Below are 22,210 nucleotides of genomic sequence, written 5' to 3' on the forward strand. Positions count from 1 at the left end.
TTTTTATCCATACAAAATTTTGTTATTAGTTAAAAAATCAGAACAAAAATAAATGCCTTACATAAATACTACCACAACTATAAAACATTAATTTATGCTAAACAATACCTTGCAATATTTAAAAATCAAAATCTTATTTTTCTATTTGTCTTGTGTATTTGTTTTTTTATTTACTTTGCAAAACAAAGTTCTTTTTATGGTAAAAATCAAAATACTCCTCTTAGTACTTCTATCTGGTATCGGTATTGTGATGCTGGCGGGACGTATTGCCCTTACGGGCTCTCTTGAGCATTGGGGATTATTCTGGAATTTATTTTTGGCGTGGCTTCCGTTGGTTTGTGCCCATATTACTCGTCAATGTTGGCAACGCCGATTACTGAATCGCTATGGACTTTCGGCAGGGGTGATTTTATGGCTGTTGCTCTTTCCCAATGCGCCTTATTTAATTACAGACTTAATTCATTTGAAGGAGGTTCCCGATTATCTACTTTGGTACGACTCTCTCATGACCTTCTCTTTTGCACTGGCTGGCTTGCTTACTGGGCTGTATTCAGTTTTAATGATTCATCGGTTAATCGGACAAATTACCCATCGAATTACAGCTTGGGTAATTATGGCGGGATGTTTGGTTTTATCGAGTTATGGCGTTTATTTGGGTCGTTTTGGTCGCTGGAACAGCTGGGATGTACTTACCAATCCTTTTTCTCTTGTTAAATATAGCGTTTCTAATTTATATAATCCAATGGCCATGAAACTAACCATTACCTTTTCTCTGGCTATGCTCATTATGTATATTGCTTTTTGGATTTATACATTAAAGACCAAGGTGGAAGAAAATGTTTAATGAAAAGCAACTTTTCTATCCAAATACAGGATTTAACAAACGAAACCGAAGGCAATATAACCGATTGAATGAGAACATCTCTACTAGGTAGACAACTATGATCAACGTACGCAAAATGCTCCGTAGCTTTGGTTACGCCATTGAAGGAATAGTCGCTTTGTTTCGATATGAAAACAATGCTCGTTTTCATCTATTGGCAGCGTTGGTCGTTGTCATTGCGGGGATAATCATTGGTCTTACTTACTTAGATTGGGTGATAATCACTATCGTGGTTGGTGGCGTTTGGGCCGCCGAAGCCTTTAATACCGCCATTGAAAAACTATGTGATGTGGTATCTCCTAGTATTCACCCCCAAATCAAGGCGGTTAAAGATCTGGCCGCGGCTGGGGTGCTAATTATGGCCATTACAGCAGCCATCACAGGGGTTATTATTTTTGGTAAAGCTATTATAACGTCATTCTCTTTTACCTTTTAACTATCATGAATTCTCAACAAGATTCGATTCAGGCTCTTTCAGAAATCCGAGACTTAATGCATCGGTCGTCTAAATTCCTTTCACTCAGCGGCTTGTCAGGGGTTTTTGCGGGCATTACGGCACTTATCGGAGCTTCGGTTGCTTATTTAAGGCTAAAAACAGACGCTTTTAATTACGAGAGCAACGAGCAAATGACCGTGCTCACCCGGCGCGACATGATTGAATTTATCTTGATAGATGGCTCCATCGTGCTGGTTGTAGCCATTCTGTTGGGCTGTTTTTTTACAATTCGTAAAGCTAAAAAATCAGGTCAAAGCGTCTGGAATCCTGTTTCTAAACGGATGCTGGCCAGCTTACTGATTCCGTTGGTTACGGGTGGAATTTTCTGTTTGGCCATGTTTTACCGCAATATGCTGTGGGTAAGTTTTCCAGCTACGCTCATTTTTTATGGCTTGGCCCTACTCAACGCCAGCAAATACACCGTTCGTGACCTCGAATATTTAGGTATCTTGGAAGTAATCTTAGGCCTGATTTCTTTATTTTTGACCGGGTATAATCTTTTGGTCTGGGCTTTTGGGTTCGGGGTATTACACATTGTTTACGGCACATTGATGTATTTTAAGTATGAAAGAGGAACTTCTCATTCATAAGTCATTCTTTTACAAACAATTATTAATTAATAACGAATGCTCGAACATTTCAATAAAGCCTTTGAGAGTAAAGCGCGGCTGGGAATTATGTCGGTGTTGATGGTCAATGAATCTTTGAGTTTTAATGGACTCAAAGAATTGCTCAACCTCACCGACGGCAACCTTGCCACTCATCTGCGCGCGCTTGAAGAGCAGGGGTACTTGCTTGTTCGGAAACAATTTGTGGGCAGAAAACCCAATACTACTTACGGTGCCACTTCCGAAGGCCGTCTGGCGTTTACCAATCACCTCAATGCGCTGGAGGCTTTCATTCGAACGGGGCAATATTAGAAACAAAAAATGCCTGATACCAAAGCATCAGGCACTTAACCATCCTTTTAAGTAAGTTTTATTTCCCTCCAATCGGAATTAAAATCCCAATAGAGCCTTGAATGTTACGCACAAAGTTTTTTTCGTTGGCATCCAAATCGCCGTCGTCATTTCCCAAACCGTAGTAATAACGGCCTTCGATTAATAATTGGGCCTTTCCTAACCCAAGCGATATTCCTGCGCCTCCTACCGCTCCATATTCAATACGGGGGTCACCTTTCTCATATTTAATGTCTGTTGTGGTCGTTTGTTGGTTGAGCGTGATTTTGGTCTTTCCGTTTAGCGCGTAGCTTCCATAACCTCCTCCGTTAATAAAAAACTTAAACGACTCCCCTCCCAGCGCAAATTTGAGCAATACAGGCACGGTCACGGTATTGATTTTACTCTCGCCCGACAAAGTCACTCCTCCTTGTCTAGTGGTCGATTTTAACCCCACCTGCGAGTATAAAATTTCGGGCTGCACCGAAAACACTTTCCCGCCAAAGCTCAAAATAAGCCCTCCGTGGTAGCCGATGATAGGCTCAAGGGTTACACCAGAACTTGTTTGTGACGAAGGAACCGAGAAATTGCAGTAATTCGCTCCTCCCCTTAGACCCACTTTAAACTTAAATCCGCCTTCTTCGGCAGGAGCAGCGGCTTTGGGGGCAGGTGCAGGAGCTGATTTTTGGGCGGTCTGAGGTTTGGTCGTCGATTTAGGAGGGGTAGTTGTCTTTGACTTAGTAGGCTGAGTGGCAGGTTTTTTGTTTGTATTTCCGTGCAGTTTATCATACATTTCCTGCATACTCTGACTCGGCTGAGGCTCAGCGGGCTTGGTCGGAGTAGTCGTTTGCGCATACATGCTGCCCGAAGTAGTAGCTGCCGTCAGGGCCGCACCGAAAATCAACGTAAGGAGTCTGTTCATATAGAGTAGATAAAATAGATATGGGTTTGCGGTACTTTTTGTAAAGTAACGGTTTTTGAAACACAAAATTCGATACTTATTTCCTTTTTTTTTAGGGTGGTTGTACTATCTTTTAGTAGGTGTTTCTACGTGTTTTTACTCAAACCGAACCGATACCAATACTTTATCGGCCACCAATTGCCCGCTTCGCAAACCAGGCTCCCAAGAATCACCGCTTTTGACGATGCGTATTGCTTCTTCAAAAAGCTGCGAATCTGCTTTATTAATAGCCTTAAAATCAACCAACTCTCCCGAAGAAGTTACCACAAAAGAAAGCTTAACTTGCCCTCTTGGTGCCTGAGGATTTTGGGCAATATAGGCCTTGGCTGAATTCTCAAGGTAGTCTTTGTACTTTTTCCAACCGTTTTGAGGACCAACCTCTCGGTTCATTATTTTAGCATTTCTTGGCGGGGCGCTTACTACTACTTCACTCAAAGGCTGCTCATCTTCTTTCAATACAATGGGGGCAATAACGGAATCACTGACGGTAAGCTGCATTTTCTCAAACCCCACCGATAAGACCGTGATTTCGTCGCCTCGGCGTACATTTGGTAATACAAAATTGCCTCCCGCATCGGTACTCACGCCCCTCAACTGATTTTTAAGTTGTAGTGCCACTCCTGGCAGCGCCTGCAGATTGGCGGTTAGCACCTTACCACGAACCGTAAAAACAGCTTCGTTTTTGACCGCGCTAAACGCACTTCTTTTGGCTAATGCCGCCGTCGGAGCCATCTCAACTTTCTCGGGTATTTGGGCGCTTCCAGCCTCATTTTTCCCCGAATCTTGCACTTGTACGGTCGCAGGTGCGGCCTCCAGCGCGGGCACATCATTCGTTTTTTCTTCCAAAGTCAGCGTTGGTTTGAGTGCCGCCGCAATTTCTGTCGCAGCCTCTTTTTTGGACGTGGACGCAGGCTTAGGGGCAAAATGCTCAGTATTCGCCGATGACTCAATCGAGGACGGTTGATTTCCCACTACAGCAGGCACTGATTCAGGTTTTAGTATAGGTGACGGTTGTCGTTGCGCAATGGCGGATGAAGCCTTCCCGGGCATTTCCTTCTTCAAGGCCATCCACCAACCCAACCCCACAACCAACACCACCGCCGCTGCCGAGGCATAATAGTACGGCAGCCACGATTGTTGCTTTTTTTCTACGCGTTGATGAAGTCGCTCACGTAACTCCTTTAGGGCTTTTTTATCTTCAACATTAGCTTTTTTTATCGCCCGTAATCCTTCAATTGTATCATCCATCCGCTCGTTTTCCAACGCCGCTTTTTCAATTTGATATTGCTCAGCAGGCGTCAACTCCCCCGCCACATAACGGCGCAGTTGCTCAATTGATGGTTCGATGTATTTTTTAGGTTTAGCCATGTTGTTTGCCCTCCATGCACAGTTTCAAATTTCGCTTGCCATTTTGGAGATAACTTTTGACTTTGGTGATTGCAAAACCCGTTTGCTCGGCAATCTGTTGATAACATAACTGTTGGAAATAAAACAACTCTACGCTGCGGCGCTGCTCTTGCGCGAGGATTTGCAGGCAATCCCCCAAATCAGACAATTGAGTCTCTATTCGCCAATCCTCTTTTTCGGGCGGTTCGGCCACGAAATTTTCGTACGCTTCCTGCTCAAAAATGCCCTCATCTCCCACCGCTACCCGTTTTTGGCGGAGTTGCATCAGGCAATAATTTCGCGCTACGCTGTGCAACCAGCTTTTGAAGTTTTGAACTTCGTGAGTTTTTAAATCCGTAATCAATTGTTCAAACACTTGCATTACCGCGTCTTTGGCTTCGTCTTCTTGCCGCAAATACCGAAAGCACACCGCAAAAACCATGTCCATGTGCCGTTCATACAGCTCTCCCAGCCCCGTCAAATCGCCCGTGCGGCGGTAGTCCGACAGGTATTCGGCATCGGTAAGGGCAGTTTTACGACGAAATATTTTTAGAAACAAGGGATTAGAGGTGTTTGAACCGAAAAATGATAAACTGAAAATGTAAAAGTCTGAAACGGAAACCCAGACTCGCCCTCAATTAAGGGCGCTTTTGACAATAGATGCAGTGCTTCGATCTTTTCCACAAAAAAATTCCAAAAACTTTTATGGAATCTTTAACGTCCCTGCATCTAATGGTTGAAACTAAAAATTACAACCATGAAAACAAAATTCTTTTGCCTGATTTTTAGCGTATTGGCGCTTTACGCCTGCGCCCAGTCTGCGCCTGTTACGGTGACGGGAATCGTGTCGGAAGCAGGCACCAAAGTACCACTTGCGGGAGCGACTGTCTTTATCAAAAATACCAAAACGGGCACCATCACCGACGCACAAGGCAGGTATGCCATCCGTGCCAAAACGGGGGACAAACTCCTATTCTCATTCATTGGCTACCAAGCTACCGAACGAAAAATCGGGACCGATTTGGTGATAAATGTAGCGTTGAAAGCAGACAATCAACCACTTCAAGAAGTAGCAGTCGTGACTGGAAGAGCCGCACCTAATGCTAAAATGCAAACATTTGCGGTACAGCCCGCGGCAATGCCAAGCCTGATGCACGACGGCCAATTCAACACAGAAGAATACAAGGCATTGAACGAGAATATTTTTCACGATGCCAAGAAAAACCCCTTAACTACTTTTTCTATTGATGTAGACCGGGCGGCTTACAGCAACGTGCGCCGAATGCTTAATTTGGGGCAATTTCCCCAACGGGACGTCGTACGTATCGAAGAACTGGTTAACTATTTTGATTACGATTATCCTCAACCCAAAGGCGAACATCCCGTAGCTATCCACACCGAGATTTCGGATTCGCCCTGGAATAAAGGATTGAAATTGGCGCACATTGGATTACAAGCCAAAACCATTCCGACCGCTCATCTACCCGCCTCCAATCTGGTATTTTTAGTCGACGTGTCAGGTTCCATGAACTGGGTCAATAAATTGCCGTTGGTCAAAGAAGCCTTCAAACTCCTCGTTGACCAGCTTCGCCCCAACGACCGAGTGGCCATCGTGGTATACGCTGGCGCGGCTGGAACGGTCTTACCCTCCACACCAGGCAATCAAACGGCCACCATCAAAGATGCCCTCGACAAACTCAGCGCGGGCGGCTCCACGGCAGGCGGCGAAGGCATCAAACTGGCTTACAAAATTGCGCAAGAGAATTTTATCAAGGGCGGCAATAACCGCGTGATATTGGCGAGCGACGGTGATTTTAACGTGGGTGTTTCGAGCGAGGGAGAATTGCAGCAAATTGTGGAAGAAAAACGCAAAAGCGGCGTGTATTTGAGCGTTTTAGGCTTTGGAATGGGCAATTACAAAGACAATAAGATGGAAACGCTGGCCGACAAAGGCAACGGCAACTACGCTTACATCGACAACTTGCAGGAAGCCCAAAAAGTATTTGTACATGAATTTGGCGGAACGCTCTTTACCGTCGCTAAAGATGTAAAACTACAGTTGGAGTTTAATCCCAAATTTGTCAAAGGTTACCGTTTGATTGGTTACGAAAATCGAATGCTCAAAAATGAAGAATTTCACGATGACAAAAAAGATGCGGGCGAAATGGGCAGTGGCCATACCGTAACTGCCCTCTACGAAATCATCCCTGCGGGCGTAGAAAGCGCCTATTTGGCCAAAGTCGATGACTTAAAGTACCAAAAACCAACTGAGGCGACCTCTGCTTCGGATGAAGTTTTGACGATAAAACTGCGCTACAAACAACCCGACAGCGAAATCAGCCGTTTGTTTGAAGTTCCAGTACGCGATACACACACGCCTTTTATGCGTACTTCTGACAATTTCCGTTTTGCAGCGGCCGTGGCCGAATGGGGATTATTGCTGCGAAAATCTGAATTTAAGGGTAGCGCTACCTACGAGCAGGTGATTCAAATCGCACAAAATGCATTAGCTAAAGACCCAGAGGGGTATCGAGCAGAGTTTGTGCGCTTGGTTAAGTTGGCGCAATCACTGGATAAAAAGGACATTGTTGCCCAAAAAGAAGAATAAATCACAAAAAACCACAAATGGGTTAGTTATCAACAATTTATGTGGACAACTAACCCATTTGTGGATGAACAAATCTTTAGTACCTCTAGCGCAGGGTTCCTGTGCTTGGGCTATATTCTCCCAAAGGAAAACTTAGACCTACGTTGATACCCCACGACCGATTATGAACATCGCTGACGGTGTTCATCACTTGCGTCAGGCCGAGATTATATCTTACATCCGCATTCAGCCACACCATACGCCCAATGGCATAATTAAACCCTGCGCCCATGGCAGCGCCACCATCTACCCCTTTGAACGGGCGAGTTGAGCCTTCAGGGTTAATGGATACATCGCTTTCATTGACGGCTTTTAGCAGAAAGCCAATGTATGGTCCTAACATTACTTTAGGACGAAATTTATTTCCCCGGTCATTGAGATAATAGGTTCCCATGATGGGAATTTGGAGATAATCCAAATGGCCTTTAGAAGCGCCGTTGGGAGATTCGCCTCCCATTCTTGAATATAACACTTGACCATTGACCCCAAATCTACTTTCCCCGCTGTAGTTTATAAAAATACCAGCCGTAGAGCCTGTTTTCCAATCAGAATACAGTTGGTTGCCCGTTAACTTCGAAAAGTTAACGCCGACAATAGGGCCGAAAGAAACATTTTTTTGGGCAATAACTTCGCTGCCTGAAAACGCCGCGAACATGGATAAAACAAAAATTACTTTTTTCATAGTGGTAAAATAATGATGGTGATTGATGTTTCTATCACAAAAGTCGTACTTACCCCAACAAGCGTTAAAATGCCCGCATTTGGGGATTTTTTTCCTCAAATGCGGGCTTAATAAATAATCAAGAACCCAAAAACTACTTAGGCATCGTAGGACGAACCTCAATTTTACTCGGTAACGTACGCGGATTCATTTTGAGCAAATCAACCACCATCTGACCGATGTCTTCGGGCTGAATTTTCCAGGCATCCTTTTCGGAAGGCTCATGATTATTAAAATTTGTAGCCACCGAACCAGGCATTATGGTTGTCACTTTAATGCCGTCGTTTCTTACGTCAAGCATTACAGCCTGCGTAAAACCAACCAGCCCAAATTTGCTGGCATTGTAAGCCGCGCCGTTGGCAAAGAAGTTTGTACCCGCCAAACTTGCAATGGTAATCAGGTAACCTTTTGAGTTTTTTAGGGCGGGCAAAGCGGCTTTTACGCTGTAAAACACGCCCGTGAGATTGATGTCAATGGTTTCTTGCCACTGTTCTACCGTCAAGGATTCCATAGGCGCAAAATGCCCGACACCCGCATTAGCCACCAAAACATCCAACGCACCCCATTGTTCAACTACCTGCTGGACGGCATTTTGCTGTGATTCAAAATCACGTACATCGGCCACTATACCCAACACATAGCCTTCCTTGAGCTGATTTAATTGCTGAAGAGCTTCTTGCAATGTCTCTTCACTACGCCCAGTAATGGCCACACGCATACCGTCTTTGATGAGCATTTCGGCGATTCCGTAACCGATGCCTTTGGTCCCTCCTGTAATGAGGGCAATTTTAGTTTTATCAGACATATTCTTTCAAAAAAATAAATTTGGAATTAAAAATTTTTGAGGGTTACGCAATATCAATTGACATTTTTTTATTTACCTTACCGTCAGTATTAAGGCTATCATTAACCTAAACTTTTAAACCAAAAAACGAGTAACATGAAAAGAGTTTATTCAAACTTATCTCTCGCGGCCGCCTTTTCGATTGCTTTTGTGGCATGTCAACAAAACGACATTTTAACCGAAAGCAACACCTCTGGCAATCCGCACAGCTCAGCAAGGGAAGCCTCTGCCAATACAGTACCCAATGAACTGCTCATTAAGTTCAAAAATGGCGTAAGTTCTTCAAAAAAAGATGAAATTTTAGAAAAGCTGGGGGCAAAATTAAAAGAGAAAATCTTAACAAAGATGATGGAAAAAGCGGGCGACAACGAGGGCGTCACGCTGGTTGAGCTTCCCATGGCGGCATTTGAGGCACTTTCCAAAACCAAAGATTTTGACGAAATTGAATATGCCGAGCCCAACTACATTTACACCCACGAGGCCACCTCAAACGACCCCTATTTCACCAACGGCTCTCTTTGGGGAATGTCAAGTGCCAATCAATACGGAAGCCAAGCTGCCACCGCATGGGCCGCGAACAAGACGGGTTCATCTGCCGTTTACATCGGCATCATTGACGAAGGCTACATGTATACCCACGAGGATTTGACTGCCAATGCAGGCGTCAACCCTTTTGAAATTGCAGGAAATGGTATTGATGACGATGGCAACGGCCTAAGAGATGACGTATACGGATGGGATTTTGACGGCAACAACAGCTCCGTATTTGACGGCGTAGGCGATGACCACGGCACACACGTAGCTGGAACCATCGGCGGGGTAGGCGGCAACGGCAAAGGCGTAGCAGGGGTAGTATGGAATGTAAAGCTGCTCGGGGCCAAGTTTTTAGGTAGCCGTGGAGGCACAACCGCCAACGCCATCAAAGCCGTTGATTATTTTACAGGCCTTAAAATCAAAGGGCTCAACATCGTTGCTACCAACAACTCATGGGGCGGCGGAGGCTTTTCGCAGGCATTGCAGGATGCCATTGAACGCGCAAACGCCGCTGGAGTGCTCTTCATCTGCGCCGCAGGTAATAGCTCCAGTAACAATGACGCCGTTGCCAACTATCCGTCAAATTACCCCAACAGCAATATCATTGCGGTTGCCTCTATTACCTCTACGGGTGGGCTTTCAAGTTTCTCTAGCTATGGCGCCACTAAAGTAGACATCGGTGCACCCGGCTCTGCAATTACATCTACCGTTCCGACCGGTTCAAAAAGAAGTGTAACATCAGGCTATGCCAGCTACAGCGGAACCTCCATGGCTACCCCACACGTAGCGGGTGCGGCTGCTTTGTATGCTTCCTTGAACCCAGGGGCTACTGCGGCACAAATCAAAACTGCCATTTTGAACTCGGCAACACCTACTCCATCCCTTGCAGGAAAGTGTGTGACTGGCGGTCGTTTGAATGTCAGCACTTTCTGATTTTAGACCCACATTTCATAAAAAAGCGGCCCCGTGTCATTACGGGGCCGCTTTTTTATGAAAAATCTTTGGAAACAACATTGGTACTGTACGACGGTAAACCCGATACGCCTCTCCAAATTCGGCCACCAGTTTCTGCTCTTCAAAATAAATACCAATCAGTGTATAAACCGTTACGCAGGCCGCCATTAGCAGTGTTCGCACCAAAGAATCCGACAAAAACAGTCCCCAGATAAACAGAATCGTACCCGTATAAATAGGATGCCGCACGTAGTGCAGCATCCCATTGGTTTTAAGCGTCCCCGAACCTGGTTTTGAATCGTTTGGAGAAAATGTCAAGCCCGAAAACTCTTTGAAATTATACCCCGAAATGGCAATCATTACAATCAGCAAACCGCCGTATTTTAGAAAATTACCTAGTAAATCTATCCGCCAATCAAACACCCATAAAGACTGAGCTGGAAGCATAAATTGATAAACAAGAATTCCTGCCAATAGAAATATCGCCAACCCATTGTATATCAGTCGATAAAAACGATAGCCCGTCCCCATTTTTTGTTCAAAAAAATACTTGACACCGTTATTGGCCAAGACACTGTGGAGGATGCCGTAGGCAAGCCAAAAGGTAACTAAAAGTACATACGACCCCATTTTGTTTCTTCTATTTGATGTACATAAAGATACAGGTAAATCAGGCGATTTTCAGCGTGACTAAAAGAATCATTTTCGAAAAGGAAGCGGCATTTGCTTCCATTCTGGTACTTTTGTTTGTTCATCAAGCTTTAAAATAGGCTCATCACCAAACACTTCCTTCACCGACCATGAAACATTCCTTTCTACGACTTCTTACGCTGCTGTTTTTCAGTACCTCCCTCCTCTTCGCTCAATCTTACAAACCACCCGTTTTTACCGACCCAGAGCGGTTGAAAAAGATTGAGGCGGTGCTGCCTACCATCGACAAAATTTACAAAGAATACGCCGAAAAAAACCATTTTCCAGGATTTACGTACGGCGTGGTGGTGGATGGCAAACTCATCCATACGGGTAGCTTGGGTTATACCGACCTGAGCAAAAAAACGACGGCTAATGCGCAATCTCTCTTCAGGATTGCGTCAATGAGCAAGAGTTTTACTACGATGGCTATTTTGCAACTGCGCGACGCTGGCAAGCTCAACCTCGACGACCGTGCCGACAAATACATTCCTGAAATGAAGAATACCAAACTGCTCACCGCCGACGCGCCCGCCATCACCATTCGTCATTTGCTGACCCACGCGGCGGGTTTTCCCGAAGACAACCCTTGGGGCGACCGGCAGTTGGCGGATACAAATGAAGAGTTGCTGAAACTAATGCAAAATCAGGTGGCTTTTTCTAATGCGCCAGGTGTGGCGTATGAGTACAGCAATTTAGGGATTACGTTGTTGGGATACATCATTCAAAAAGTATCGGGCAAAACCTATCAGCAGTTCATCAACGAAAATATCCTACAACCCCTCGGCATGGCCCATACCAAATGGGAATACGCCGAAGTGCCGGCCGATAAACTGGCCCACGGCTACCGTTGGCGCAACGAACAATGGGTGGAAGAACCCCTGCTTCACGACGGAGCCTATGGGGCAATGGGCGGCCTCATCACTTCTATCGAAGATTTTAGCAAATATACGGCCTTCCACTTGGCAGCTTGGCCCCCAAAAGACGATGCTGACAATGGCCCACTCAAACGCAGTTCCATCCGCGAAATGCACCAACCTTGGAACATCAGCGGTTTTGCCCCAAATTACAAATACCCAAGCGGGCGCCCCTGCGCAACGGTATCGGCCTATTGCTACGGACTCAACTGGATGCGCGACTGCGACGGCCGCGAATACGTGGGCCACAGCGGCGGCCTGCCAGGTTTTGGCAGCAATTGGAGAATTTTGCCTCAGTACGGCATTGGGGTTGTTGCTTTTGCTAATCTTACGTATGCTTCAACCGTACCAATCAACCTACGGGTTTTGGACACACTCATCGTGAGTGCCAAGCTACAACCACGGCAATTGCCCGCTTCTGACATCCTCAAAAAACGTCAAAAAGAACTGACACAGCTCCTTCCCAACTGGAAGAACGCTGAAACAAGCGGGCTATTTGCCGAAAATTTCTTTGCCGATTATTCATTAGAAGCATTGAAGAACGAATCAACAACATTGTTTGAAAAAGCGGGTAAAATCATCAGCGTAAAGGAAATTGTACCCGAAAATCAACTGCGAGGACGATACATTCTGGAAGGAGAAAAATCCAATTTGTGGGTTTCATTCACCCTCACACCCGAAAATCCACCGCTAATTCAGGAATATCATATTGGTGAGGTGAAGAAATAGAATCATGCAGAGATATAAAGGAGCAAAGTCGCAGATAAATAGCACTTTGTTCCTTTGAGCCTCTGCGTGAATAGAACAACATTAGATAAACCCTCTCCCCTCCTTTTGCATAAAAAAACGCACTAAACCTATGCAAACCTCGCGCAGAGATTTCATCCGTTCGGCCTCCGCATTGGCGGGTACTGGCCTTTTTTCATTTGCACCTTTGGAGATTTTAGCCAGGCAACGCAAACGGGTCTCAGCCAATGAAAAAGTACAACTTGGAGTCATAGGCTGCAAAGGAATGGGCTGGTCAGATTTGCGCTCACACCTTCAACTCAGCGACGTGGAATGCGTAGCCCTCTGCGACGTAGACCAAAGTGTATTGGACCAACGCGCCGCTGATGTAGAAAAGGCACAGGGCAAACGCCCTCAATTGTACAAGGATTACCGTAAAATGCTTGAAAATAAAGACATTGACGCGGTCATTATCGGTACACCCGACCATTGGCATTGCCTAGCCATGACCGATTCATTGGCGGCGGGCAAGCACGTTTATTGCGAAAAACCATTGGCTAATTCCATCGAAGAATGTAACATTATGTTAGCGGCGGCCAAACGGGCCAACAAAATCGTCCAAATCGGGCAGTGGCAACGCAGTGGCTCCCACTACGAAAAAGCCATCGAATACGTACGCTCGGGCAAACTTGGCAACATCCGGTTGGTGAAAGTATGGGCGTATCAGGGTTGGATGGAGCCCGTTTCCGTCAAACCCGACGGCCCCGTTCCTGCGGGCGTAGACTACGATATGTGGCTCGGTCCTGCCAAAAAACGTCCCTTTAACCCCAACCGTTTTCACTTTAATTTCCGTTGGTTTTGGGACTATGCTGGCGGTTTAATGACTGACTGGGGCGTGCATGAAATCGACATTGCCCTCTACGCCATGAACGCCAAAGCCCCTAAATCAGTGATGGCTTCGGGCGGAAAACTAGCCTATCCAGACGACGCATCCGAAACCCCTGACACCCTGCAAACGGTGTATGAATACGAAGGTTTTAATATGTTATGGGAACACGCCACGGGTATCGACGGCGGCAATTATGGTCTTACCGAAGGGATTGCGTTTATCGGCAATAACGGTACGCTCGTACTTCATCGTGGTGGCTGGTCGTTGCATCCTGAAACCCAAACCAAAAACGGCATTAAAGTCTACAAAATTGAAGATATTCCTGATCAGGCCCGCAATGGTGAATACCTCAATGACCACACCAAAAATTTCGTACAGGCCATTAAAGACAACAATCCAAAAATCCTGAAATGTGGCATCGAAACGGGCAGTGTTGCGGCTATCAACGCCCACATGGGCAATATTGCCTACAAAACAGGCCGTAAAGTATACTGGGATGCGGCAGCGGGTTCTTTTAAAAACGACGCCGAAGCTAATGCCCTCATTAAAGCCCATTACAATAACGGCTGGCAACTCCCGAAAATAAGCTAATCAACGTCGGCGAGGGAACGTCGGCGACGCTTTGAACCTCGCCGACGTTAGAATATGAGGTGCAAATTTGATAACTTTGCGCCTCATATTGTGTTTAACTCCATGACTGAACGTTACCTCCAACGCGGCGTATCGGCTTCTAAAGAAGATGTACACCGCGCCATTGCCAACCTCGACAAAGGGCTTTTCCCGAAGGCATTCTGCAAAATTGTGCCTGACACCCTCGCCGGTGACCCTGATTATTGTACCATCATGCACGCCGACGGTGCCGGTACTAAAACCTCATTAGCGTATTTGTACTGGAAAGAAACGGGCGACTTGTCGGTGTGGCGCGGCATTGCACAAGATTCTATTGTGATGAATACCGACGACCTCATTTGCGTGGGAGCTACTGGCCCGATGCTGATTTCGTCGAGTATTGACCGCAACAAAAATAAAATCCCAGGCGACGTGATTGCCGAAATCATCAACGGTACCGAAGAAGTACTGGAGATGCTCCGCAGCCACGGCGTAGAGATTTACAGCACTGGTGGCGAAACCGCCGACGTAGGTGATTTGGTACGGACGATTACGGTCAACAGCACCGTGATTGCCCGCATGAAACGCGCAGATGTGATTTCCAATGACACCATACAGGCAGGAGATGTGATTGTAGGCTTGGCTTCTTTTGGGCAGGCTTCTTACGAAACTACCTACAACGGCGGCATGGGCAGCAACGGACTTACTTCCGCCCGCCACGATGTACTCGACAGTTATCTTGCCCCCAAATACCCCGAAACCTTCGATCCAGAAGTACACAGCTCGTTGGTTTACAGCGGCTCAAAACGCCTGACGGATGCCGTTTCTGGCACACCCGTCAACGTAGGGCAACTGATTCTTTCTCCGACCCGCACCTACGCTCCTTTTGCCAAAACGCTGCTAGACGAACTCCGCCCGCAGATTCACGGCATGGTGCATTGCAGCGGCGGCGCTCAAACCAAAGTCCTGCATTTTATTGATAATCTGCACGTTATCAAAGATAATCTATTCCCCATTCCCCCGCTCTTCAAACTGATTCAGGCCGAAAGCGGAACGAGTTGGCAGGAAATGTACAAAGTCTTCAACATGGGCCACCGCTTAGAAGTATATCTTTCGGAAGCACACGCGCAACGCGTGATTGAAATCGCTCAATCGTTCGGAATTGAAGCCCAAATCATTGGCCACGTAGAAGCCCATGAAGGCAAAAAAGTAACGATTAAGAGTGAATTTGGCGAGTTTGTGTATGAATAGTTTGTTTTCTTTAACTGAAGGCAATTTTCAATCCTGCTCCAATAAAAACCAGCCCAAATCCGCCTAAGATGACGGTCAAGCCCCATAGTTCCCAAAACCCCGCGATTTTAGCATTCGTGGGGTTTTGAGTTTCGTACCGAACCTTCACACGCTCCCCTTCTTGATAGCTGCCCTTGCGGCGGGTAGTGCCTACGCCGTTGCGAAATTCTATTTTTTGGCCTTCCGCTGTCTCAAAAGCAATAACGGGATAAAACGTAGTCTCGCCGCGCGTTGACCTCATATAATCCCACCGAACCACGGTCCCGATTGCCGAGATAGATTTGTTCATAAAAGCCTTATCACTTTTGTAGAAATTCCAGCTCACGGCTGCCATAATCAGCCCAATCAACGCAAATACTCCTCCCCCAATCAAAGAAGATGATTTTTTCATAATAAGTATGCCATGCTAAGGCTTTTTAGGAAACTTTCTATCTCCTCTACCTAAAGGATTAGGCATCCGATAAACACTTCCGCTGTCTTGTAGCATTTTGATATCGGCGTTCGGCATGTTTTCGGGAGATTGCGCCAATAGAATTGGCATGTTGTCGATGTTGGCATAAGCCATGCTCGAATCTTGCGAAAAACGATACGAGACGGGAGGATAAAGCGGCGGATAAATCTGTTTGATTTTCAACGGCTTTGAAGGTGAAGGAATTCTCAACTCCAGTTTTTGCGCCCACGCTGCCGAAAACCCCAACACTAAAATAAAAGTAAGAATTATTTTCATAGCATTTAGGATAAGTTTTAAGCAAATATATAACGATTTGTTTAATCGCAAAATCTTTAAGCAAAAGGCTTGAAAACAATCAACTTTCGACAAAATTCAGTGTACAAAGCCGTCTTAAAATGAGTATTTTTACGCTATGTTTCTTAACAAAAAATATGCTTCTTTGTGACTTTAAAACTTAACCTCTAACAGTCATGCCTCTCGCTACCGCCCTTTCAAAAATCGCCCCCCTCTCTCAAGGGTGCCAAGAAGCCCTACGCACTGTATCGAAATCTTTGGCTATGAAAGCTGGTAGAAATTTACTAACACTTGGCCAAATCAGTGATAAACTGTATTATATCGAAGCAGGGCTTGTCCGTGCATTTTACGATACAGATACAGGCCGTGAAGTTAGCAACTGGTTTGACCAGGAAGATGGATGGGTCTGTTCGGTGCAAAGTTTTCTCACACAAACCCTCGCCAACGAATACATCCAATTGTTGGAAGACAGTCAACTAATCGCCGTTAATTATCAAGATTTGCTGCGACTATTGAATCAATACCCTGAACTCAATTTTCATTTTCGATTGCTGTCAGAGTACCATCTTGTTGTTTATGATAAACGCCTTCAATTGTTACGGGAGCAAGATGCCCTAAAACGCTATCAAGGTTTTTTGGAGCTTTACCCCCGATTGGCTTGCCGTCTTCAGGTGAAGCACGTTGCCCAATTTCTCAATCTTGCCCCTGCTACCCTTAGCCGCATTCGGAAAAAATTTCAAGAGGGTACTTCTAAATAATTTATGTCAATTTATTTTTTGATTTAGGTCAATTCTGCAATCATTTTTCCTTCTGACATTTACACACGAAAAAGCCCCATGGAGTACTTCCGCGTACTCAGCAGTTATCGAAGTTGTCAAATCGATGGTATCTATTTTCCTAAAAAACCTCTAAGCAAACACTCTAATTTTCTTTTGGTCTATAGATTAAAAAATAAACCTAAAATTTAAAAATGATGAAAAAAAATCCACTTCGCTATCTTTCACACTTATTGTTGATTACCTTGCTTACAGGGATTTCGTGTAATCGAGAATCATTGATTAATCCTCCCGAGCCAGTTACTGAAAGCGTATCTTCCGATGAAATCTCCATCGATAGGGCAAAGGTTTTGTATGAAAACTCACGGCGGATTGACAAAACCTCCGTCAATGCCCGAAAGAAAAATCGGGAGGAAGCCCCAGATTGGGAGAGAGCAAAAAAACTTAAATTTAAGGGTGGCCGAAAAGCATTGGTCGTGCCTGTTTTTGAAATGTCCGAGTCAGCCACTTTGACTACAATGGACTCTATATCTGACAAAAGCAAGCTGACTCTTGCAGAATTAGTAACTCCTGTGCAGTTGGTTCTTTATAAAGACGACGATGGGAAAGAAGTAATTGAACGTATGTACAGCAAAGCTGATCCAGCCTATCAAAAACGAAAAAAGAATAAATCAGAAGACCGTGACTATACAGGTATGCACTGGTTTGAGGACAATGACGGAAACTTTAAGAGGGGATTTGTGTACGAAGACGGGAAGCTAATCAAAACGTTACTGCCAAAGGCAAACGGTGCTACATCCAACCTACGGACAACCTGCCAAACCACAACCTACAACGTTACCATTACGCATTATTCGGTGACTTGCATGACAGGCTATGGCTGCGGAGACCCTATTTATATGTATTCCGAATCTTATAGCTTTAGTGTAAGCTCCGGAGACTGCCAAAGCAAACACGACACTGATTACTCTCCCTATGACAATGGTGGAGGCACTTCGGACAATAGTACAACTACTAATGAAGAGCAGCCCACTGAAGGCTGGACGGTCCCGGAAGATAAGATAACCCAGTTTATACAGTGGCTTGGGCGCTTAAATGATAAAGAAACCGCTTGGGTAAAAGCAAATCCCACAAAAGCACCAGCCGCATGGTGGAACCAAACCTCAGCGGTGAATTTTTCCAAAGCCAAGTATATGTGTGAAAAAGACGGGCAAACGTATCTGGATATAGATGGAACTAACCAAAATGCGTTCAAACATGCCTACTGGAATGCATTAAATACCTTATCATTTGGGTCATCAGAGGCAAAAATTATAGGGGACAATCACGAAAGCCAAGATATGAACAGCTTAGATGCGAAAATGGACTTATGGAACAATGACCTTGGACGAAAAGTAGCCGAAACCTGCGGATGTAGTGGTTCAGCATTACGTCAGAAAGTTTTGGAGGCAATAGGCAATGGACAAGGGAGGCGTATTCTGAAAGCTGTCGGTACACCACCCTCTGACCACCTAATTGTAACAAGTTCAGCCCCTAATTTATGTTATGAAAACTAGAAAAACATTGATTGGCATTTTGTTAGTACTGATGGGATGCGAGCGGAAAGATATAATTGAGACGTATGTTTTCAGCGATATGACTAAAACCCAGTATTTCTTTTACAAAATTAAGCGGGAAGATAGTATTGTGGATATAAACGTAAAAGGATACATGGATGGGAGCTTGGGGTTTGGCAAAACTATTTGTGGTGATACGACAGAATTCAAAGCAAGTCAGCTCCCCATCAGCGTAGCTCCGCCATTCGATAGCCTTTATAAAAACACTCTTTCCATTTATTCTGATTCAATCAATATTAAAAGAGGGGAAGAAGGCACTCAGGCAGGTCTTTTTATTACTTTAGGATTCATCCCCGGCACAGCAAAGAAAGGCAAAATAGAGGTCGTTTTTCGGGAGCATGGTTATGGATTTTAATACTTTTCACAAATGCCCCACAGGTCAATTATTGAGTGATTTGTGGGGCATTAAGTACCTAACAGGCAATGATAATTAAAAGAATTTTTTTCGGCATTTTGTTAGTACTGATGGGATGCGAGCGAAAAGACATCATAGAGACATATGTTTTCAGCGATATGACTAAAACCCAGTATTTCTTTTACAAAATTAAGCGGGAAGATAGTATTGTGGATATAAACGTAAAAGGATACATGGATGGAAGCTTGGGTGTTAGTCAAGGTTATTGTTCTGATACTACTGAGTTTAAGATAAGTGAAAGAACCATAATGGTAAATCTTTCTGACAACCTTAATAAAGAATTTTTCTCAACTTACAATAAATCATTGAGAGCTAAAGAAAAAGTTCAATTGAACCTTAATAAAGAATTTGTTAGTGTATACAAGGATTCTCTGAGGATTAAGGATGGTAGCGAAGGTACTCAAGCAGGTCTTTTTCATTTTTTACATTTCATTCCCGGTACAGCAAAGAAAGGCAAAATAGAGGTCGTGTTTCGCGAGCATGGTTATGGGTTTTAAAACGTTTTATAAATGCCCCACAGGTTACTTATTGAGTAGCTTGTGGGGCATTAAGTACCTCACAGGCAATGACAATTAAAAGAATTTTTATCGGTATTTTGTTAGTGCTGATGGGATGCGAGCGGAAAGACATCATAGAGACATATGTTTTCAGCGATATGACTAAAACCCAGTATTTCTTTTACAAAATTAAGCGGGAAGATAGTATTGTGGATATAAACGTAAAAGGGTATATGGACGGAAGCTTAGGGGTTATGGGCAAGGGACTTTGTTCTGATACTACAGAATTTAAAGCACGCAAAAGACCTATTAATATATCTCAAATAGATAGTCTTACTAGTAGATTTTACACTGTTCATACAGACTCAATCAAAGTTAAAGAAGTAGAAGAGGGAACTCAAGCAGGTCTTATTCTTGCTTTAGAATTCATCCCCGGCACAGCAAAGAAAGGCAAAATAGAGGTCGTGTTTCGCGAGCATGGGTATGGGTTTTAATACTTTTCACAAATGCCCCACAGGCCAATATTTTAACCGTACCTTTTTACCCCTCCGCAAAAATTTCTTTCAAGTTGGTTTCAAACCCTGCTAAAACACTCGAACGAACAATGTTCTGTTCTTCAGCCGAAGAAAACAGCGGGTATTTTCCGTTTTCGAGTACATACACCAAAACCACTTCATTACGAGGGTCTACAATCCAGTATTCCTGCACACCAAAACGCTCATAATCTTCCTTTTTCTCAATATAATCGCGTGCTACGGAGCCTTTTGAAACCACTTCCACAATCAACGCGGGCGCACCTTCAATGGCGCTTTCACCTACTATCTGCGCCTGTTCTTTGGCAATAAATACTAAATCAGGCTGACATACATACTTCACCTTGAGCAAAGTGGACATCAATGGGCGCAAAAAGTACTTCTCCCAATCGATTGGAAATCACAAAATAATCTAAAAGTCTAAACAATCGTTTAGAAATCCGTTGGTGTTGAGTCTTAAGGGCAGGTGATATATCAATCAGATTAAAATGACGCAATTCGTACCGCGATTCGGGCGGTAGCTCTCTGCGCATTCGTTCATACGTCCAACGTTCGGTACTGACAATGGTAGCGATAGCTTCAGCGGGTCTTCTATGCAAGTCAATCAAATCATAATCAGAAAGCTACGGCATTTTCCGTAATTTTTCAGCCCAATTAGTAGCAGTCAGCCAATAGACTGTAAACTGTGAACCGAAGATGACCTCCCACGAAATCTGCCAAGAGTTTTCAGGGAGATCATGTTTTACTGCTGAATATAAGTAGACCCGCTGTTGTAAAACCGTAAATCAATCAAGTCTGGCGGGAGGGGTTGGGTGTTCCAATGACGGTGAATGCTCAGTGCCGCGCCCAATGACGTAGCCTGTGCCACCGAAGCCGCAAATATCTCCATTTCGGGAAATGCGGCCGCGAGCAAATTCATGTAAATGGGGTTTTTACCAAATCCTCCGTCTACAAAAATGCGCTTCACGCTTGAGCCCGTCAAGACCAATCCCGTTGAGATAATTTGTTGATTGACAATGTCCAGTATCAGTTGGTGATACGCCTTTTCGTAGGAGTCGTAGCCCGCTAAGTCGCGTTGCCCGAAAAGACCTTCGGTCATGGGTGGCTTCGAAAGGCGCTCAAAATCAATGCCATCAGTTTTTTTCTCGGCTTTCAATTCATTGATAATGCGCGCATCAAACGCAACAGTTTTGTAATAATTGGCTTCTTTTTGAAAATGTTCCGCCAACCGTTTTGTTTGTTGTTCATGTTCGTAGCCCGCAAACAAGCGCGATGCTTTGACGGGCTTGCCGTTGTATTGCATATAACAAAGACAATCGTACTGAAGCTCTTCGTCGGTCAGGGGCGTATGATTGAACGGATTAAGACTGATGCACCAAGTACCCGTAGAAATCAAGACAAAAGGCTCATGAAAACTAACCAGATACGGAATCAGCGCCGATGAGCTATCGTGCAGGCCAATGCCTACGAGCCGCGCTTGTCCGTTAATGGATTTAGTGACTACTTTATCGCCAGGCTCAATTGGGGCTAATTTTTCTAGGATACCTTCCTGCGCTACCCAAGCGTGGTAAGTATTTTGGTCAAAATCCCACAGATTGGTATGGCAACCAATGCTCGTGATATCAGAAACGAACAGGTTTGTTACCAATGAACTTACATACTGAGGCAAATGCAGCGAATACTTGATTTTGGCAAACAGTTCAGGCTTTTCGTATTTCAGTCGATAAATAATCATCGCCGAATTGAGGCTTCCTAAAACAGGCGAAGCCGTTTTGCGGGTGAACTCCTGTTCGCCGCCGTAGGCGCTGTAAAATTGCTTTTGAAGCGTTTCGGGGTAAGGTTTGAGGTAATTATACAACGGTGCCACTGGTGCACCCTTTTCGTCTACATGGACCAAACTGGCCCCGTAGGTCGAAAAATTGATGGCTTTGACGTCGTAATTTTCCAAAGCAAATACCTCTTGTAGCGAGTCACTAACCCAAGAGGTGAGGAGTGCTACGTTCTCGCACGGGTCGCCGTCTTCGTCGGTAGTTTCAGGAAATTGCCCCGATTTTTCGAGGACAATTTTATAGTTTTCGTCAAAAAGGAAAAGCTTTTTGTTGGTTTTGCCGATGTCTAATACGGCGCAAACGGGTATTTTCAT

At 44.7% G+C, this 22,210-nt stretch carries 25 protein-coding genes; 14 read left to right on the forward strand and 11 right to left on the reverse strand.

All coding sequences use genetic code 11. The annotated features are described in order from the left end of the window. The first annotated feature begins 94 nt into the window (after positions 1–94). From DR864_RS14630 to DR864_RS14645, 4 genes are all read left to right on the forward strand, one after another. On the forward strand, positions 95–844 hold the full coding sequence (locus tag DR864_RS14630) for a DUF1361 domain-containing protein (protein WP_114067678.1): 750 nt from the start codon (positions 95–97) through the stop codon (positions 842–844). 97 nt (positions 845–941) lie between these two features. Further along, positions 942–1,319 (forward strand): diacylglycerol kinase family protein, encoded by a 378-nt coding sequence (locus DR864_RS14635; protein WP_114067679.1) that lies wholly within the window; start codon positions 942–944, stop codon positions 1,317–1,319. A 5-nt stretch (positions 1,320–1,324) separates the two neighbouring features. After that, a complete protein-coding gene (locus DR864_RS14640; protein WP_114067680.1) occupies positions 1,325–1,969 on the forward strand; it encodes a hypothetical protein in 645 nt (214 codons plus the stop codon). Between the two features lie 36 nt (positions 1,970–2,005). After that, complete coding sequence (locus DR864_RS14645) at positions 2,006–2,299, forward strand: winged helix-turn-helix domain-containing protein (RefSeq protein ID WP_114067681.1); 294 nt, start codon at positions 2,006–2,008, stop codon at positions 2,297–2,299. A gap of 58 nt (positions 2,300–2,357) precedes the next feature. Here the strand turns inward: DR864_RS14645 and DR864_RS14650 are convergent, their stop codons facing one another. The 3 genes from DR864_RS14650 to DR864_RS14660 form a co-directional block, all read right to left on the reverse strand. Further along, a complete protein-coding gene (locus DR864_RS14650) occupies positions 2,358–3,239 on the reverse strand; it encodes a porin family protein (protein ID WP_114067682.1) in 882 nt (293 codons plus the stop codon). 135 nt (positions 3,240–3,374) lie between these two features. After that, positions 3,375–4,646 (reverse strand): carboxypeptidase-like regulatory domain-containing protein, encoded by a 1,272-nt coding sequence (locus DR864_RS14655; protein ID WP_114067683.1) that lies wholly within the window; start codon positions 4,644–4,646, stop codon positions 3,375–3,377. After that, complete coding sequence (locus DR864_RS14660; protein ID WP_114067684.1) at positions 4,639–5,223, reverse strand: RNA polymerase sigma factor; 585 nt, start codon at positions 5,221–5,223, stop codon at positions 4,639–4,641. Before DR864_RS14660 ends, DR864_RS14655 begins: the two co-directional genes overlap by 8 nt. A 198-nt stretch (positions 5,224–5,421) precedes the next feature. On the opposite strand from DR864_RS14660, the gene DR864_RS14665 reads away from it, so the two are divergent. Next, entirely contained in the window at positions 5,422–7,272 is a 1,851-nt protein-coding gene (locus tag DR864_RS14665) for a vWA domain-containing protein (protein WP_114070290.1), read from the forward strand. 85 nt (positions 7,273–7,357) lie between these two features. Here DR864_RS14665 and DR864_RS14670 read toward each other — a convergent pair whose 3' ends face one another. Beyond that, positions 7,358–7,993 carry a porin family protein gene (locus DR864_RS14670; protein WP_114067685.1) on the reverse strand — a complete coding sequence of 212 codons (636 nt, stop codon included), beginning with the start codon at positions 7,991–7,993 and terminating at the stop codon, positions 7,358–7,360. A gap of 133 nt (positions 7,994–8,126) precedes the next feature. Beyond that, positions 8,127–8,837 (reverse strand): SDR family oxidoreductase, encoded by a 711-nt coding sequence (locus tag DR864_RS14675; RefSeq protein WP_114067686.1) that lies wholly within the window; start codon positions 8,835–8,837, stop codon positions 8,127–8,129. A 135-nt stretch (positions 8,838–8,972) separates the two neighbouring features. Here DR864_RS14675 and DR864_RS14680 point away from each other — a divergent pair, with 135 nt between their 5' ends. Then, complete coding sequence (locus DR864_RS14680) at positions 8,973–10,343, forward strand: S8 family peptidase (protein ID WP_114067687.1); 1,371 nt, start codon at positions 8,973–8,975, stop codon at positions 10,341–10,343. 39 nt (positions 10,344–10,382) lie between these two features. Here the strand turns inward: DR864_RS14680 and DR864_RS14685 are convergent, their stop codons facing one another. Continuing rightward, complete coding sequence (locus DR864_RS14685; RefSeq protein WP_114067688.1) at positions 10,383–10,994, reverse strand: methyltransferase family protein; 612 nt, start codon at positions 10,992–10,994, stop codon at positions 10,383–10,385. Positions 10,995–11,164: 170 nt separating this feature from the next. On the opposite strand from DR864_RS14685, the gene DR864_RS14690 reads away from it, so the two are divergent. The 3 genes from DR864_RS14690 to DR864_RS14700 all read left to right on the forward strand — a co-directional run bounded on the left by DR864_RS14690 (position 11,165) and on the right by DR864_RS14700 (position 15,446). Next, positions 11,165–12,700, forward strand: coding sequence for a serine hydrolase domain-containing protein (locus DR864_RS14690; protein WP_114067689.1), 1,536 nt, complete (start codon positions 11,165–11,167; stop codon positions 12,698–12,700). A 130-nt stretch (positions 12,701–12,830) separates the two neighbouring features. Further along, a complete protein-coding gene (locus tag DR864_RS14695) occupies positions 12,831–14,177 on the forward strand; it encodes a Gfo/Idh/MocA family protein (protein WP_114067690.1) in 1,347 nt (448 codons plus the stop codon). Positions 14,178–14,279: 102 nt separating this feature from the next. Then, positions 14,280–15,446: an AIR synthase-related protein gene (locus DR864_RS14700; RefSeq protein WP_114067691.1), complete on the forward strand. Its 1,167-nt coding sequence runs from the start codon at positions 14,280–14,282 to the stop codon at positions 15,444–15,446. Positions 15,447–15,456: 10 nt separating this feature from the next. Here DR864_RS14700 and DR864_RS14705 read toward each other — a convergent pair whose 3' ends face one another. Then, entirely contained in the window at positions 15,457–15,876 is a 420-nt protein-coding gene (locus DR864_RS14705) for a DUF3592 domain-containing protein (protein WP_114067692.1), read from the reverse strand. A 15-nt stretch (positions 15,877–15,891) separates the two neighbouring features. Beyond that, complete coding sequence (locus DR864_RS14710; protein WP_114067693.1) at positions 15,892–16,212, reverse strand: hypothetical protein; 321 nt, start codon at positions 16,210–16,212, stop codon at positions 15,892–15,894. Between the two features lie 194 nt (positions 16,213–16,406). Between DR864_RS14710 and DR864_RS14715 the strand changes: the two genes are divergently transcribed. The 5 genes from DR864_RS14715 (at position 16,407) to DR864_RS14735 (ending at position 20,028) form a co-directional block, all read left to right on the forward strand. Then, the gene (locus tag DR864_RS14715; RefSeq protein ID WP_114067694.1) at positions 16,407–16,988 is read left to right on the forward strand and encodes a Crp/Fnr family transcriptional regulator; all 582 of its coding nucleotides are present in this window, start codon (positions 16,407–16,409) and stop codon (positions 16,986–16,988) included. Positions 16,989–17,200: 212 nt separating this feature from the next. Then, positions 17,201–18,562, forward strand: coding sequence for a DUF6973 domain-containing protein (locus DR864_RS14720; protein ID WP_114067695.1), 1,362 nt, complete (start codon positions 17,201–17,203; stop codon positions 18,560–18,562). After that, complete coding sequence (locus DR864_RS14725) at positions 18,552–18,977, forward strand: hypothetical protein (RefSeq protein WP_114067696.1); 426 nt, start codon at positions 18,552–18,554, stop codon at positions 18,975–18,977. The genes DR864_RS14720 and DR864_RS14725 overlap by 11 nt, the downstream gene beginning before the upstream one ends. Positions 18,978–19,045: 68 nt before the next feature. Then, entirely contained in the window at positions 19,046–19,534 is a 489-nt protein-coding gene (locus DR864_RS14730; RefSeq protein ID WP_114067697.1) for a hypothetical protein, read from the forward strand. Positions 19,535–19,602: 68 nt separating this feature from the next. Then, the gene (locus tag DR864_RS14735; RefSeq protein WP_114067698.1) at positions 19,603–20,028 is read left to right on the forward strand and encodes a hypothetical protein; all 426 of its coding nucleotides are present in this window, start codon (positions 19,603–19,605) and stop codon (positions 20,026–20,028) included. 46 nt (positions 20,029–20,074) lie between these two features. On the opposite strand, the gene DR864_RS14740 is transcribed toward DR864_RS14735, so the two are convergent. From DR864_RS14740 to DR864_RS14745, 3 genes are all read right to left on the reverse strand, one after another. Then, a complete protein-coding gene (locus tag DR864_RS14740) occupies positions 20,075–20,428 on the reverse strand; it encodes a Uma2 family endonuclease (RefSeq protein ID WP_114067699.1) in 354 nt (117 codons plus the stop codon). Then, entirely contained in the window at positions 20,388–20,666 is a 279-nt protein-coding gene (locus tag DR864_RS29840) for a hypothetical protein (protein WP_162793842.1), read from the reverse strand. The genes DR864_RS14740 and DR864_RS29840 overlap by 41 nt, the downstream gene beginning before the upstream one ends. Before the next feature lie 143 nt (positions 20,667–20,809). Next, entirely contained in the window at positions 20,810–22,210 is a 1,401-nt protein-coding gene (locus tag DR864_RS14745) for an FGGY-family carbohydrate kinase (RefSeq protein ID WP_114067700.1), read from the reverse strand.

Source organism: Runella rosea, assembly GCF_003325355.1.
GTDB lineage: Bacteria > Bacteroidota > Bacteroidia > Cytophagales > Spirosomataceae > Runella > Runella rosea.